This is a genomic window from Pseudomonas sp. NPDC007930 (assembly GCF_042958985.1).
Lineage (GTDB): Bacteria > Pseudomonadota > Gammaproteobacteria > Pseudomonadales > Pseudomonadaceae > Aquipseudomonas.
In genome coordinates, this window is record NZ_JBIBKC010000001.1 from 294,141 (window position 1) to 309,412 (window position 15,272).

At 66.1% G+C, this 15,272-nt stretch carries 13 protein-coding genes; 10 read left to right on the forward strand and 3 right to left on the reverse strand.

Annotated features, from left to right (window positions below):
* Window positions 1-56: 56 nt before the first annotated feature.
* The 5 genes from ACFZCE_RS01380 to ACFZCE_RS01400 all read left to right on the forward strand — a co-directional run bounded on the left by ACFZCE_RS01380 (window position 57) and on the right by ACFZCE_RS01400 (window position 6,312).
* Complete coding sequence (locus ACFZCE_RS01380) at window positions 57-2,564, forward strand: TonB-dependent hemoglobin/transferrin/lactoferrin family receptor (RefSeq protein WP_390935376.1); 2,508 nt, start codon at window positions 57-59, stop codon at window positions 2,562-2,564.
* 85 nt (window positions 2,565-2,649) lie between these two features.
* A complete protein-coding gene (locus ACFZCE_RS01385) occupies window positions 2,650-3,042 on the forward strand; it encodes a DUF454 family protein (RefSeq protein WP_390935378.1) in 393 nt (130 codons plus the stop codon).
* A gap of 84 nt (window positions 3,043-3,126) precedes the next feature.
* Window positions 3,127-3,987 carry a phosphatidylinositol-specific phospholipase C domain-containing protein gene (locus ACFZCE_RS01390; RefSeq protein ID WP_390935380.1) on the forward strand — a complete coding sequence of 287 codons (861 nt, stop codon included), beginning with the start codon at window positions 3,127-3,129 and terminating at the stop codon, window positions 3,985-3,987.
* 54 nt (window positions 3,988-4,041) lie between these two features.
* Complete coding sequence (locus ACFZCE_RS01395; protein ID WP_390935382.1) at window positions 4,042-4,392, forward strand: DUF5064 family protein; 351 nt, start codon at window positions 4,042-4,044, stop codon at window positions 4,390-4,392.
* 411 nt (window positions 4,393-4,803) lie between these two features.
* Window positions 4,804-6,312 (forward strand): sigma 54-interacting transcriptional regulator, encoded by a 1,509-nt coding sequence (locus tag ACFZCE_RS01400; protein WP_390935383.1) that lies wholly within the window; start codon window positions 4,804-4,806, stop codon window positions 6,310-6,312.
* Here the strand turns inward: ACFZCE_RS01400 and ACFZCE_RS01405 are convergent.
* Window positions 6,296-6,508 carry a hypothetical protein gene (locus ACFZCE_RS01405; protein ID WP_390935385.1) on the reverse strand — a complete coding sequence of 71 codons (213 nt, stop codon included), beginning with the start codon at window positions 6,506-6,508 and terminating at the stop codon, window positions 6,296-6,298. The genes ACFZCE_RS01400 and ACFZCE_RS01405 overlap by 17 nt on opposite strands.
* A 36-nt stretch (window positions 6,509-6,544) precedes the next feature.
* Between ACFZCE_RS01405 and gcvH the strand changes: the two genes are divergently transcribed.
* From gcvH to ACFZCE_RS01430, 5 genes are all read left to right on the forward strand, one after another.
* Entirely contained in the window at window positions 6,545-6,922 is a 378-nt protein-coding gene (gene gcvH / locus ACFZCE_RS01410) for a glycine cleavage system protein GcvH (RefSeq protein WP_390935386.1), read from the forward strand.
* A 10-nt stretch (window positions 6,923-6,932) separates the two neighbouring features.
* The gene (gcvP, locus tag ACFZCE_RS01415) at window positions 6,933-9,782 is read left to right on the forward strand and encodes an aminomethyl-transferring glycine dehydrogenase (RefSeq protein WP_390935388.1); all 2,850 of its coding nucleotides are present in this window, start codon (window positions 6,933-6,935) and stop codon (window positions 9,780-9,782) included.
* A 72-nt stretch (window positions 9,783-9,854) separates the two neighbouring features.
* Window positions 9,855-11,231, forward strand: coding sequence for an L-serine ammonia-lyase (locus ACFZCE_RS01420; protein WP_390935390.1), 1,377 nt, complete (start codon window positions 9,855-9,857; stop codon window positions 11,229-11,231).
* A 31-nt stretch (window positions 11,232-11,262) separates the two neighbouring features.
* Window positions 11,263-12,387, forward strand: a complete 1,125-nt coding sequence (gene gcvT, locus ACFZCE_RS01425) for a glycine cleavage system aminomethyltransferase GcvT (protein ID WP_390935392.1) — start codon at window positions 11,263-11,265, stop codon at window positions 12,385-12,387.
* Between the two features lie 326 nt (window positions 12,388-12,713).
* Window positions 12,714-12,926: a cold shock domain-containing protein gene (locus ACFZCE_RS01430; RefSeq protein WP_390935394.1), complete on the forward strand. Its 213-nt coding sequence runs from the start codon at window positions 12,714-12,716 to the stop codon at window positions 12,924-12,926.
* A 133-nt stretch (window positions 12,927-13,059) separates the two neighbouring features.
* Here ACFZCE_RS01430 and lptG read toward each other — a convergent pair whose 3' ends face one another.
* A complete protein-coding gene (lptG, locus tag ACFZCE_RS01435) occupies window positions 13,060-14,121 on the reverse strand; it encodes an LPS export ABC transporter permease LptG (RefSeq protein WP_390935396.1) in 1,062 nt (353 codons plus the stop codon).
* A complete protein-coding gene (gene lptF / locus ACFZCE_RS01440; RefSeq protein ID WP_390935398.1) occupies window positions 14,118-15,230 on the reverse strand; it encodes an LPS export ABC transporter permease LptF in 1,113 nt (370 codons plus the stop codon). The genes lptG and lptF overlap by 4 nt, the downstream gene beginning before the upstream one ends.
* Window positions 15,231-15,272 lie beyond the last annotated feature (42 nt).

The following is a 15,272-nucleotide window of genomic DNA, read 5'->3' on the forward strand; positions in this document are numbered from 1 at the left end:
GCACGTCTATCTCCTCAACCTAATGCAAATCATTCGCATCACTGGGGAGTATTGCGATGTTCCGTACACCGTTCAACGGTAGCCTGCTGGCCGCCGCCATCGTTTGCGCGCTGCCAGCCGTGGCCCAGGCCGCCAGCTACCCGTTCGACATCGCCCGCCAGCCGTTGGTGGGCGCGCTCAATGCGTTCAGCCACACCACCGGCTGGCAAGTCGGCCTGCCCGCGCAACTGGCCGAGGGTGTCACCTCCCCTGGCGTGCGTGGCAACTTGCCGGCGGACCAGGCACTGGCCCAACTGCTCGCCGGCACCGGCCTGAGCTACCAGAAAATGACTGACACCTCGGTCACCCTCAGCCGCGCCAGCGCCGCGCTGGAGCTACCCCAAACCACCATCAGCGCCACCCGCACCGCCCAGGCGGTAGACGCGGTACCGAGCACGGTCAGCGTGCTCGGCCGCCAGGCACTGGACCGCGGCAACAGCAGCACGATCAAGGAGCTGGTGCGCTACGAGCCCGGCGTAAGCGTGGGCGGCACCGGCACCCGCGCCGGCTTGAGCGGCTACAACATCCGCGGCATCGACGGTGACCGGGTGCTCACCCAGGTCGACGGTGTGAGCATACCGGCCAGTTACTTCAACGGGCCCTACGCGCAGACCAACCGCAATTACGTCGACCCGGAAATCGTCAAACGCGTGGAAATCCTCCGCGGCCCGGCCTCGGCGCTGTATGGCAGCGACGCCATCGGCGGCGCGGTCAGCTACTACACCCTCGATGCCGACGACATCATCAAGCCCGGCAAGGATGTGGGTGCGCGGCTCAAGGCCGGCTATAGCTCTGCCGATGACAGCTGGTTGAAGTCCGGCACCGTCGCCGGGCGGGCCGGCGCCTTCGATGGCTTGCTGCACCTGTCTCAACGCAGCGGCCATGAAACCGAATCCTACGGCGAAAACAACGGCACCGGCCTGGCCCGCACCGCAGCCAACCCCGAGGATGTAGACGTCACCAGCCTGCTGGCCAAGGCGGGTTGGAACTACAGCGACGACGGCCGCCTGGCCCTGACCTACGAAAAATACAAAAGCGACATCGACACCGACCAGAAGAGTGCCGCCGGTGGCCCGTTCATCCCCGGTTTCGGTGGCATGGGCTTCTACAAATGGCGCACCGGCAACGACACCATCACCCGCGAACGCTTCGGTATCGCCCAGGACTTCGGCCTGGACTCGGCACTGGCCGACCACGCCAAGTGGAGCCTGAACTACCAGATCGCCAAGACCGACCAGACCACCGAAGAGCTCTACGCGCCGTCGCGGCAAGTGTTGCGCAACCGCGAAACCACCTATAAAGACCGCAGCTGGGTGTTCGATGGCCAGTTGGAGAAGGCCTTCAGCCTGGGTGAAACCGACCACCTGCTGACCTACGGCACCACCCTCAAGCAGCAGAAGGTCACCGGCCTTCGCACCGGTGGCGCGACCTGCGCGGCCGTGGGCGGTGGCTGCACCGTGGTGGGGGCGGCAAGCCCGGTGGCCAGCGACACCGTGACGCCCACCAGTGACTTCCCAGACCCGACCGTCAGCACCTACAGCCTGTTCGCCCAGGACCAGATCCAGTGGCACGCCTGGAGCTTCCTGCCGAGCCTTCGCTACGACTACACGCGCATGGCGCCACACCTGACCGACGCCTTCCTGGCCTCGATCAGCAGCTCCGACAACACCGAGTACAGCGACGAGACCAAAACCTGGCACCGCCTCACGCCCAAGCTCGGCGTGACCTATGCCTTCGACGACCACTACACCTGGTACGGCCAGTACGCCGAGGGCTTCCGCACACCGACGGCCAAGGCGCTGTACGGCCGCTTCGAGAACACCAGCGTGGGCTACCGGGTCGAACCCAACCCCGGCCTCAAGCCTGAGCGCAGCCGCAGCTACGAGACGGGCCTGCGCGGCAAGTTCGACGCGGGTACCTTCGCGCTGGCGGTGTTCTACAACAAGTACCGCGACTTCATCGACGAGAACTCGGTCACCCCGGGCTACAGCGAAACCACCTTCCAGAGCGTGAACATCAAGCACGCGACCATTCAGGGCGCGGAGCTCAGCGGCCGGCTCAACCTCGACCAGCTTGGCGCGCCGCACGGCTGGTACAGCCAGGCTTCGCTGGCCTATGCCCGCGGGCGCAACGATGACAGCGGCGCGCCGCTCAACAGCGTTAACCCGCTGACCGCCGTGTTCGGCCTGGGCTATGAGCAAGCCAGCTTCGGCGGGCTGCTGAACTGGACGGTGGTGCGCCGCAAGGACCGCATCGACAGCAGCACCTACCACGCCCCGGACGGCGGCAGCGTGTTCGCCACCCCAGGCTACGGCGTGCTCGACCTGGCCGGCTTCTACAAGATCACCCCCGACCTCACGCTCAACGCCGGGCTGTACAACCTCACCGATAAAAAATACTGGCAGTGGGACAGCGTGCGCGGCTACGACGGCGTTGGCGAAGCCTCCGTTACCGCCCCGGCCAACCTAGATCGGCTGACCGAGCCAGGGCGCAACTTTGCCGTCAACCTGGTCTGGGACATCTGACCGGCCAGGCCCGCGGCGCTGGATTTTTGCCCGCGAAGGGCTGAAACTCGGCGCCGCGTTCCGCTTTGTCGCGCAGGCCTGCCCCATGCCCTATGTTCCACCCGTCCGCTCCCGCCTTGCCCGGGCCCTGTACGCCATCCTGGCCTACGTCAGCCTGGGCATCGGCATCGTCGCGATCTTCATCCCCGGCTTGCCGACCACCGAGTTCGTGCTGCTGTCGTTCTGGGCCGCCAGCCGCAGCTCCCCGCGCCTGGCCAACTGGCTGGCCACGCACAAGCTGTTCGGGCCGATGATCGAGAACTGGCACAACGGCAAGCGGATTGCTCGCAAGGCGAAGATCGCCGCCACCGTGAGCATGCTGGTGTGCGCCGTGGTGATGTGGCTCACGCTGCGCCATTACTGGGCGATCTACGCCGCCATCGGCGGCATGGTGCTGGTCAACCTGTGGATCTGGTCACGCCCCGAACCCGAAGTTTGAGCGTGTTTTCCTACAGCCCGGAGGGCGCCGGCCACCGGCCTGTGATCGCAGAATCGACGCTCCCTACCCCATTGGAGCACTGGCATGGAACGCCAACTATGGATGACCGCACTTCCCGATTCAAAACACCTGGCCGAGCTGTCGATACCCGGCACCCACGACTCCGCCGCCTACCGCAATGACTTGCCCGGCCTGGGTTTCGCCCAAACCCAGCAATGGACCATCACCCAGCAACTGGATAACGGCGTGCGTTTTTTCGACCTGCGGGCGCGGGTGATCGACGATAACCTGGTGATGCACCATGGCGCGGTGTACTTGAAGATGAGCCTGAACGACGTGCTGATCGACCTCGAGCGGTTCGTCATTGCCCACCCCGGCGAGGCCTTGATCGTGCTGCTCAAGGAGGAACATGACCGGGAAAACTCCGAGATGGAGTTTCATCAGATCTTCGCCGAGAAGATCATGCCGGGGCGTGAGCAGTATTACTTTCTGGAGCCGCGGCTGCCCACCCTGGGCGAGCTGCGCGGGAAGATCTTCTTGATCCGCCGCTTCGGCCAGTACCCCCATGGGTTCCCCGCCCGCTGGCAAGACAAAGCCCATTTCAGTTTTTCCCACAACGGCGACCAGGTGCACGTGCAGGATGTATACGGCACCTACACCCCATTCGATTTCACCAGCAAGCGCGGCGAGGTCGAGCAGCACCTGAGCGCCGCCCGCGACGGCGCGCCGCACGAGCTGTACATCAATTACCTCAGCGTGTCGGGCGCGCTGACACCCTACAACGGCGCCTATGGCGATGCCTTCACCGACGGCATGACGCTCTGGTTCAACCGCCAGTACAAAGGCACCCAGGCCACACGAATGGGGGTGATCGTGGCCGACTACGTCGACCTGAACGGCGGCGAGCTGATCGACACGGTGATCTACAGCAACCTGGGCCACTGAACTGGGCTAAGGTAGAGGGGTCTACCCCACTCCCGCCCACACGGAGCCCGGCCCATGTACCAACCCGGCCATCTGCACCTCGAGCACATTGCGTCCCAGCCCCATGACGTGGCCTACCACCTGGACATCCGCTACGACGTCCAGCAGGGCAGCGGGGTGCACTTTACGGTGCAGGGCAGCATTGCCGGCAAACCGCTCGACGCCGCCTTCGACCTGCCGCGGGACCTGGCCTATAACTTCGCCAGTGAAATCGACAAAGTGGCGCGCAAGCACGGCCTGCCGAAAACCCAGGTGGTGCCGGTGAGCCTGCATAAACAGTACGACGAGATGTTCGAAGACATCCGCCACAAGCTGAACATGCAACCGGGCGAGTGCCTGAGCCCGGAGCGGCTGGACCGGATGTGATTCACGGCCCATCGCCCGGCACAGCGGTGATGCGGTTCACTTAAGCCATCTCACGGCTTCATGGAGGGGATCAATCTGTGAGCTCTGCTGGTTTTGTGCATGAGCTTAAGGGCCTATCGCCCGGCACAGCCGGCCTCCCACGGGTTTTGTATTTCCTCGTAAATCAAATACTTACACAAAATTGTGGGAGGCCGTGGTCCGGCACTCCGGCTGTGCCGGGCGATGGGCCAGTCAGGTCATGCGCTCGGTAAAACCATCGGGAGAAACCGGGGCTTTTCACCCTTAATTTGGCGCTTTGATGACTTAAGTGAACAGCATTAAGGCACAGCCAAGCGAAGGGCCCCCAAGCCCCGTTACAAACCCCCGCCCCCCCTTCATAATGCAGCCTCATTCCTCGCCTGCTGCCCTCCCATGCGTATCCACGTCAGTTTCCACGACCGCGTTGGCATCACCCAGGAAGTGCTCGCCCTGCTCGGCGCGCGCAACCTCAACCTCGACGCTGTGGAGATGGTCCCGCCGAACGTCTACATCGATGCCCCGACCCTGAGCCCCGGGGTGCTCGAAGAACTGCGCGGGGCGTTGCTGGCGATCCGCGGCGTGCAGGCGGTCACCGTGGTCGACATCCTCCCCGGGCAGCGCCGGCACCTGCAGCTCGATGCCCTGCTGGCGGCCATGGCCGACCCGGTGTTGGCCCTGGACGGCAGCGGCAAGGTGTTGCTAGCCAACCCGGCGATGGCCTCGTTGTACGGCGAGGAGCTGGCCGGGCTGTCGATCGCGCAGGTGTGCGCCGACCCGGCCCTGCTCGCGGCGCTGCATGAGCATGGCTTTCGCCTGCCGCTGCGCGAAGTCACGGTGAAGGGCGAAACCCTGTTGCTCGACGCCACACCGATTGCCCAGGCTGGCGCCTTGGTGACCCTCTACCCGCCCAACCGCATGGGCGAGCGCCTGGCCGCGCTGCACCATGACCACGCCGAAGGCTTCGACGCGCTGCTGGGCGAGTCCACCGCCATCGCCCAGCTCAAGGCCCGGGCGCAGCGGGTGGCGGTGCTCGACGCACCGTTGCTGATCCACGGCGAAACCGGCACCGGCAAGGAGCTGGTGGCGCGCGCCTGCCACGCCGCCAGCCCGCGCCATAACGCACCTTTTTTGGCGCTGAACTGCGCGGCGCTGCCAGAGAACCTCGCCGAAAGCGAGCTGTTTGGCTATGCGCCCGGGGCCTTTACCGGGGCCCAGCGCGGTGGCAAGCCCGGGCTGGTGGAAATGGCCCACCAAGGCACGGTGTTTCTCGACGAAATCGGCGAAATGTCGCCCTACCTGCAGGCCAAGCTGCTGCGTTTTCTCAGCGATGGCAGCTTCCGCCGGGTGGGTGGCGAGCGCGAGATCCGCGTGGATGTGCGCATCCTCAGCGCCACCCACCGCGACCTGGCGCGGCGGGTGGCCGAGGGCAGCTTCCGTGAAGACCTCTACTACCGCCTCAACGTGCTCAACCTCGAGGTGCCACCGCTGCGCGCCCGCGGGCAAGACATCCTGCTGCTGGCGCGCTGGTTCATGCGCCAGGCCTGCGCGCAGATCGGCCGGCCGATCTGCCGGCTGGCCCCGGCCACCTACCCGGCGCTGCTGGAGAACCGCTGGCCGGGCAATGTGCGCCAGCTGCAAAACGTGATCTTCCGCGCCGCAGCGATTTGCGACGGCAATGTGGTCGGCATCGATGACCTCGACATCGCCGGCACCGCCATCGCCCCGCAGGCCGGGCAGGACGTGACCAGCCTGGAGCAGGCCGTGGCCGATTTCGAAAAAGCCCTGCTCGAACGGCTGTACGAGCACCACCCGTCGAGCCGGCAATTGGCCCAGCGCCTGAGCACCTCGCACACGGCGATCGCCAACCGCCTGCGCAAATATGGCATCACTCAGCATCCGTAACGAAATCGAAACACCGTAAAGAATTCGTTACAAGCAGGGAAATGTCGCTGCTGGCCAAGGCTTCGTCGCTGGCGAGCCGCTTTATGCGCTCGCCGCGTAAAGAAATCGTTACAGCCTGCATGCCGCAAATACCGCGCAAAGCCCCGTAACCCGCGCCGTTGCGCAGTTGGCAGCCTACTTGCAATGCAAACGCCATGAAGCCTGCGGGCACGTGTGCGTTTTAGGAGTTGGCATGAGCGAATTGCGTTTTACCGTTGAACACGAATGGCTGCGTACTGAAGCCGACGGCAGCGTGACGGTGGGGATTACCGCGTTCGCGCAAGAAGCCCTGGGGGATGTAGTGTACGTGCAACTGCCCGAGCTGCAGGCCTACCCTGAAGGCGCCGAAGTGGCGGTGGTCGAGTCGGTCAAGGCCGCCAGCAGCATCAACATGCCGCTGCCCGGCACCATTGTGGAGGCCAACGCGGCACTGGCCGACACCCCGGAGCTGGTCAACGAAGCGCCCCTGGCCGAGGGCTGGTTTTTCCGCTTTCAACCCGCCGATAGCGACGCATTGGCCAGCCTGCTTGATCAGGCCGCCTATGATCAACTGATCGCCAACCAGGGTTGAGGAGACCACCATGCCCATTCGTACCGCCCTGACCACCGATAACGAATTCATCGCCCGCCACATCGGCCCGCGCGCCAGCGACACCCAGGCGCTGCTGGAAACCCTCGGCTTCGAAAGCCTCGATGCGCTGACCGCCGCGGTGATCCCGGCGAGCATCCAGGGCACCAGCGTGCTGGCCCTGCCGGCCGGGCAAAGCGAAGCCGACGCCCTGGCCGCGCTGAAGGCCATCGCCGGGCGCAACCAAGTGCTGAAAAGCTGGATCGGCCAGGGTTACTACAACACCCACACGCCGGCGCCGATCCTGCGCAACCTGCTGGAAAACCCGGCTTGGTACACCGCTTACACCCCTTACCAGCCAGAAATCTCCCAAGGCCGGCTGGAGGCGCTGCTGAACTTCCAAACACTGGTCAGCGACCTCACCGGCCTGCCGATCGCCAACGCCTCGCTGCTCGACGAAGCCACCGCCGCGGCCGAAGCCATGACCTTCTGCAAGCGCCTGTCGAAGAACAAGGCGGCCAACGCCTTCTTCGCCTCGGTGCATTGCCACCCGCAAACCCTCGCCGTGCTGCGCACCCGCGCCGAGCCGCTGGGCATCGAGGTGGTGGTGGGCGATGAGCGCGAGTTGGGCGACACCGCGTCGTTCTTCGGCGCCCTGCTGCAATACCCGGCCAGCCACGGTGATGTGTTCGACTACCAGGCGGTGGTCGAGCGCTTCCATGCCGGCCAGGCCCTGGTGGCAGTGGCCGCCGACCTGCTGGCGCTGACCCTGATCACCCCGCCGGGCGAATTCGGCGCCGACGTGGCCATCGGCAGCGCCCAGCGCTTCGGCGTGCCACTGGGCTACGGCGGCCCGCACGCGGCCTACTTCGCCACCCGCGACGCCTTCAAGCGAGATATGCCCGGCCGCCTGGTCGGGGTGTCGATCGACCGCCACGGCCAGCCGGCCTACCGCCTGGCCATGCAAACCCGCGAGCAACACATCCGCCGCGAGAAGGCCACCAGCAACATCTGCACCGCGCAGGTGCTGCTGGCCAACATCGCCAGCATGTTCGCCGTGTACCACGGCCCGGCCGGGCTCAAGCAGATCGCCGAGCGCACCCACGCCCTCACCGTGCTGCTGGCCGCCGGCCTTGGCGAACTGGGCGTGCAGGTTGAACAGGCGCACTTCTTCGACAGCCTGAGCCTGCGCACCGGTAGCGCCACCTCCGCCGTGCTGGCCAAGGCCCGCGCCGCCGGGATCAACCTGCGCGAAGTCGACGGCGAGCGCCTTGGCGTGGCGCTCGACGAAACCACCCGCCAGGCGGATGTCGAAGCCCTGTGGGCGCTGTTCGACGGCCCGGCGCCCAGCTTCGAGGCGCTGCTCGAGCAATGCGAAGCGCGCCTGCCCGAGGCCCTGCGCCGGCAGTCGGCGTTCCTCAGCCACCCGGTGTTCAACCGCTACCACAGCGAAACCGAGCTGATGCGCTACCTGCGCAAGCTGGCCGACAAAGACCTGGCCCTGGACCGCACCATGATCCCGCTGGGCTCGTGCACCATGAAGCTCAACGCCGCCAGTGAAATGCTGCCGATCACCTGGGCCGAATTCGGCAACCTGCACCCCTTCGTGCCGGCCGACCAGGCCCAGGGGTACGCGCAGATGATCGACGAGCTGCAAGACATGCTCTGCCAGGCCACCGGCTACGACGCCGTGTCGTTGCAGCCCAACGCCGGTTCGCAAGGTGAATACGCCGGCCTGCTGGCGATCCGCGCCTACCACCAGAGCCGTGGCGACAGCCAGCGCGATGTGTGCCTGATCCCCTCCTCGGCCCACGGCACCAACCCGGCCACCGCCCACATGGCCGGCATGCGCGTGGTGGTCACCGCCTGCGATGCCAACGGCAACGTCGACATCGCCGACCTGCGCGCCAAGGCCGAGCAGCACAGCGCGCAACTGGCCGCGCTGATGATCACCTACCCGTCGACCCACGGCGTATTCGAAGAAGGCATCGGCGAAATCTGCGCCATCGTGCATGAGCACGGCGGCCAGGTGTACATCGACGGCGCCAACATGAACGCCATGGTCGGCCTGTGCGCCCCGGGCAAGTTCGGCGGCGACGTGTCGCACCTGAACCTGCACAAAACCTTTTGCATCCCCCACGGCGGTGGCGGCCCGGGCGTCGGCCCGATCGGCGTGAAGGCGCACCTGGCGCCGTTCCTGCCTGGCCACGGCCACCTCGCCCAGCAGGCCGGGGCGGTCTCCGCCGCGCCGTTCGGCAGCGCGAGCATCCTGCCGATCACCTGGATGTACATCCGCATGATGGGCGGCGAAGGGCTCAAGCGCGCCTCGCAGATGGCCATCCTCAACGCCAACTACATCGCCCGCCGCCTCGAAGAGCACTACCCGGTGCTGTACAGCGGCAGCAACGGCCTGGTGGCCCACGAGTGCATCCTCGACCTGCGGCCGATCAAGGACAGCAGCGGCATCAGCGTCGACGACGTGGCCAAGCGCCTGATCGACTTCGGCTTCCATGCCCCGACCATGTCGTTCCCGGTGGCCGGCACGCTGATGATCGAACCGACCGAGAGCGAATCGCGCGAGGAGCTCGACCGCTTCTGCGAGGCGATGATCCGCATCCGCGAGGAAATCCGCGCGGTCGAGGCCGGTACCCTGGACAAAGACGACAACCCGCTGAAAAACGCCCCCCACACCGCCGCCGAACTGGTGCGGCACTGGGAGCACAGCTACAGCCGCGAGCAGGCCGCCTACCCGCTGCCGTCGCTGGTCGAGGCCAAGTACTGGCCGCCGGTGGGCCGGGTCGACAACGTGTACGGCGACCGCAACCTGGTCTGCGCCTGCCCGTCGATCGAGGCTTATCAGTAAGCGCAACACCCCACAAAAGCTGGCCACCTCTGGCCAGCTTCCGGGGGCTGGTTTGATTCCTGCGAGGCGCACATGTCACTGTCGGTGTTCGACCTGTTCAAGATCGGCATAGGCCCGTCCAGTTCCCATACGGTGGGGCCGATGCGCGCCGCGGCGCGCTTTGCCGAGGGCCTCAAGCGTGACGGCCTGCTGGCCTCGGTGGCGCAGGTGCGGGTCGAGCTGTACGGCTCGCTCGGCGCCACCGGCAAGGGCCATGGCAGCGATAAAGCGGTGCTGATCGGCCTGGAGGGCGAACAGCCCGACACCGTCGACACCACCACCGTCGAGCCGCGCCTGCAGGCCATTCGCGCCGCCGGCCAGCTCAACCTGCTGGGTGAGCAGCCGATCGCCTTCGTTGAAAAACAGCACCTGGCGATGATCCGCAAGCCGCTGCCCTACCACCCCAACGGCATGATTTTCCGCGCCTTCGACGGCGCCGGGGTGCAGGTGCGCAGCCGCGAGTATTACTCGGTGGGTGGCGGTTTTGTGGTCGACGAAGAAGCCGCCGGCGCCGACCGCATCGTCGCCGACCGCACGCCCTTGGCGCTGCCGTTCACCACGGCCAAGCAACTGCTGGCGCACTGCGCCGAGCAGGGCTTGTCGATGGCCGGGGTGATGCTCGCCAACGAGGCGGCCTGGCGCCCCGAGGCCGAAACCCGCCAGGGCCTGCTGCACATCTGGCAGGTGATGCAGGACTGCGTGAGTGCCGGCTGCCGCCATGAGGGCATCCTCCCCGGCGGGCTGAAGGTGCGCCGCCGCGCGGCCGCGCTGCACCGGCAACTGTGCAGCCAGCCAGAAGCCGCCCTGCGCGACAGCCTGTCAGTGCTCGACTGGGTGAACCTCTACGCCCTGGCGGTGAACGAAGAAAACGCCGCCGGCGGCCGGGTGGTCACCGCGCCCACCAACGGCGCGGCCGGCATCGTGCCGGCGGTGCTGCACTATTACTGGCGGTTCTGCCCCGGGGCCACCGAAGACGGCGTGGTGCGCTTTATGCTCACCGCCGCCGCGATCGGCATTTTGTACAAGGAGAACGCGTCGATATCCGGCGCCGAAGTGGGCTGCCAGGGCGAAGTCGGCGTGGCCTGTTCGATGGCCGCCGGCGGCCTTTGCGAAGCCCTCGGCGGCAGCCCGGCGCAGGTGGAAAACGCCGCCGAGATCGGCATGGAACACAACCTCGGGCTGACCTGCGACCCGATTGGCGGGCTGGTGCAGGTGCCGTGCATCGAGCGCAACGCGATGGGCTCGGTCAAGGCGATCAACGCCGTGCGCATGGCCCTGCGCGGCGACGGCACCCACCATGTGTCGCTCGACAAGGTGATCCGCACCATGCGCCAGACCGGCGCCGACATGAAAAGCAAATACAAAGAGACTGCCCGTGGCGGTCTGGCCGTCAACATCATCGAATGCTGACGGCGCACCCGACTGATTTTAGGAGCTGACGATGGCCGACGAAGCACTCAAACACACCCCTTTGCACGCCCTGCACCTGGAGCTAGGCGCGCGCATGGTGCCCTTTGCCGGCTACAGCATGCCGGTGCAATACCCCCTCGGGGTGATGAAGGAACACCAGCACACCCGCGCCCAGGCCGGGCTGTTCGACGTGTCGCACATGGGCCAGATTCGCCTGAGCGGCGCCGGCGCCAGTGCCGCGCTGGAGGCCCTGGTGCCGGTCGACATCCTCGACCTGCCCACGGGCCTGCAGCGCTATGCGCTGTTCACCGACGAACAGGGCGGCATCCTCGATGACCTGATGGTCGCCCGGCTGGGCGCCGACGAACTGCTGCTGGTGGTCAACGCCGCCTGCAAAGACGCCGACCTCGCCCACCTGCAAGCGCACCTGGGCGCGCAGTGCAGCCTCGAACCGCTGTTCGAAGCCCGCGCCCTGCTCGCCCTGCAAGGCCCGGCGGCGGTCACCGTGCTGGCGCGGCTGGCACCGCAGGTGGCGAGCATGACCTTCATGCAGTTTGCCGCGGTCGAGTTGCTCGGCCAGCCCTGCTACGTGAGCCGCTCGGGCTACACCGGCGAAGACGGCTATGAGATTTCTGTACCGGCCGAGGCCGCCGAGGCCCTGGCGCGGCGCCTGCTGGCCGAGCCAGAGGTGGAGATGATTGGCCTCGGCGCGCGCGACTCGCTGCGCCTGGAAGCCGGCCTGTGCCTGTACGGCCACGACATGAGCGCCACCACCACGCCGCTGGAGGCCAGCCTCGGCTGGGCGATTTCCAAGGCCCGCCGCAGCGGCGGCGCGCGCGAGGGCGGCTTCCCCGGGGCGCAGGCGATCCTCGCCCAACAGGCCAGCGGCGCGCTGGTCAAACGGGTAGGCCTGCTGCCCCAGGAGCGCACCCCGGTGCGTGAAGGCGCGGAGATCACCAACGGCGCCGGCCAGGTGGTGGGCCGGGTGTGCAGCGGCGGCTTCGGCCCCACCCTTGGCGCGCCGTTGGCGATGGGCTATGTAGATGCCAGCCTGGCTGCCGAAGGCACCGAGCTGTTCGCCACGGTCCGGGGTAAAGCAGTGCCGCTGCGGGTGGCGAAAATGCCCTTCGTCGCCCCACGCTATTACCGCGGCTGAAGCGCCGCGAACGTCATGCCGCCGTCATCTGCCGGTGGCAGGATCAAAAAGCAGCGCACCGTAGCGTAAAGGCATTGAAATGTCGCGAATGGTAGCTACAAAGGTGCTAAAACGGCCGTCGGCAGGGCTTGTTTTTGTAACTGGAGTTGGCGTAGAGTCATCCCACTGTGTTCGCATGGGTCGCTATGGTTCGTGGCCTGGGCGGTAGCTCCAAGTATTGCTACATCCCGTTCGACGTCTGTTACTTTCCTGCAACCCAGCAACAGTGATCTTTCTTAAAATTGGAAAGAAGCTGAATTCAATTGAAGCTTCAAGGAAATAAGACAATGGCAGAGCGTCAGTCCGGTACCGTCAAGTGGTTTAACGACGAAAAGGGTTTTGGTTTTATCACTCCAGAGAGCGGCCCGGATCTGTTCGTGCACTTCCGCGCCATCGAAGGCAATGGCTTCAAGAGCCTGAAGGAAGGCCAGAAGGTCACTTTCGAAGCCGTGCAAGGCCAGAAAGGCATGCAGGCAGACAAGGTACAAGTTCAGGGCTAACCTGGGCTTCACCCTTGTAAAAAACCCCCGGTGGCATCGCCCCGGGGGTTTTTTATTGGGCTCTGTTTGGCGGGGGCTGGGCTGGCCCTTCTTCCGGCACCGCCGGGCGAAGGGCCAGCCGCATGGATACGGCCTACCCTGCCCGCCGCAACATCCACCAGCCCGCCAATGCGCACACACTCGCCGGCAACACCACCGCCAACAGCGGCGGGAAGCCAAACACCTGGCTCGACGGGCCGAGCAGGTCTTGGGCGATGCGGAACACGAAGCCCACCAGCACCCCGGTGAATACCCGCTGGCCAAGGGTCACCGAACGCAGCGGGCCGAAGATGAACGACACCGCCATCAGCACCAACGCCGCGGTCACCAACGGCTGCAACACTTTGGTCCAGAACGCCAGCCAGTACTTGGCGTTGGCCAGGCCCTGGGCCGAGAGGTAATGGATGTAGCCCCACAGCCCGCTGATCGACAGCGATTCTGGCGCCAGCACCACGGTGCTGAGCAGTTGCGGGGTGAGTGCCACGTCCCAGCGCTGCTCGGCATCCTTGACCACCTGGGTACGGCCTTGCAGGAACTGGGTGGTGGTGACGTCGCTGAGCTGCCAGTGGTCCTGGTCGTACTGCGCGCGCTTGGCGAAGCTGGCGCTTTGCAGGTGGCGCTCGTGGTCGAAGCGGTAGCGGGTCACGCCGTACAGCAGGCCATTGGGCTGCACGGTGTTGATGTGGATGAACTCGTCACCCTGGCGGTGCCACAGGCCGTGCCGGCCGCTTTGCGCATCGCCGCCGCCCTGGGCCAGCGAGCGTGCCGCCTGGGCCATGTTCTCCGCCGGGGGCGCCACGTATTCGCCGATCAACAGGCCAGCGACCATGATCACCAGCATCGGCCGCATCACCGCCCAGACAATGCGCCCGATCGACACCCCGGCGGCGCGCATGATGGTCAGCTCGCTGCTGCTGGCCAGGCTGCCGAGGCCGATCAGGCAGCCAATCAACGCCGCCATCGGCAGCATGTCGTACAGCCGCCGTGGCGCGGTGAGCAGCACGTAATGGGCGGCGTCGAGCACCGAGTAGGTGGGGCTCACGTCGCTCATTTCGTCGATGAAGGCGAACAGCGACGCCAGGCCGAGGATGATCCCCAGCACCGCGAGAATGGCGATCAGCACGCTGCGACCGATGTAACCGTCGAGCATTTTCATTGGGCGGCCTCCAGGCGGTTACGGCGTTTGGCGCGCAGGTGCTTGAGCGGCTCCCAGTAGAAAATCGCCAGGCCGATGGCCAGGAACAACCCGTGCACCCACCACAGGCCCACATGCATGCGGCCTTTTTCCAGGGCGCCGCGCACGGCGATCAGCAGGGTGAGGTAGGCCATGTACAGCAGGATCGCCGGCAGCAGCTTGAGGAAGCGCCCCTGGCGTGGGTTGACCTTGGCCAGCGGCACCGCCAGCAGGGTGACCACGAACACCAGCAGCGGCAGCGACAGGCGCCATTGCAGCTCGGCGCGGTCGGCCTTGTCGTTCGAGCGCCACAGCGCGGCGGTCGGGGTGGCCTCACGGGCGGTGATGTCTTCGCTGACGTCCGGCTTGGGCAGCATCACCCCGTAGGTGTCGTATTTGATCGCGCGGTAGTTGGCCTGGCCGGGCAAGCCGTCGTAACGGTAGCCGTTGTCGAGGATCAGATAGCGGCTGCCGTCCGGGCGCATTTCCTGGCGGCCCTTTTCGGCCACCAGCAGGGAGATTTGCGGCTCCTGCTTGGCCTGGGTCGGGTCCTTGCGTTCGGAGATGAACACCCCACCCAGCCTGACCCGGTCTTCGGAGAGCTGCTCGGTGTAGGTCACCCGGGTGCCGTCGCGCAGGCTCTGGAAGCGGCCAGGCTCGAGGGTGTCGAATTCGGTGAGGGCGTCTTGCTGGTTGAGGATCTGCTGCACCCGGGTTACCCCCGCCGGCGCCAGGCTCAGGCTCAGCCAGGCCACCAGCAAGGCCACCAGCGCCGCCGGCGCCAGGGTCATCAGCAGCAAGCGGCGTGGGCTCATGCCCGTGGCCGACAGCACGGTCATCTCGCTTTCGAGGTACAGCCGGCCGTACGCCAGCAGGATGCCGAGGAACAGCCCCAGCGGGAGAATCAGCTGCAGGAACCCCGGCAGGCGGAAGCCCATGATCTGGAACAGCACGCCTGGGTCAAGCATGCCGCTGGCCGCCTGGGCCAGGTATTTGATGAAGCGCCCACTCATGATGATGACCAGCAGCACCGCGCTCACGGCGCTGAGGGTCAGCAGCACCTCACGGGACAGGTAACGGAAAACGATCAAACCAGACACTCCCGGGATGACGGCAAAAGGGCTAAGCCTATG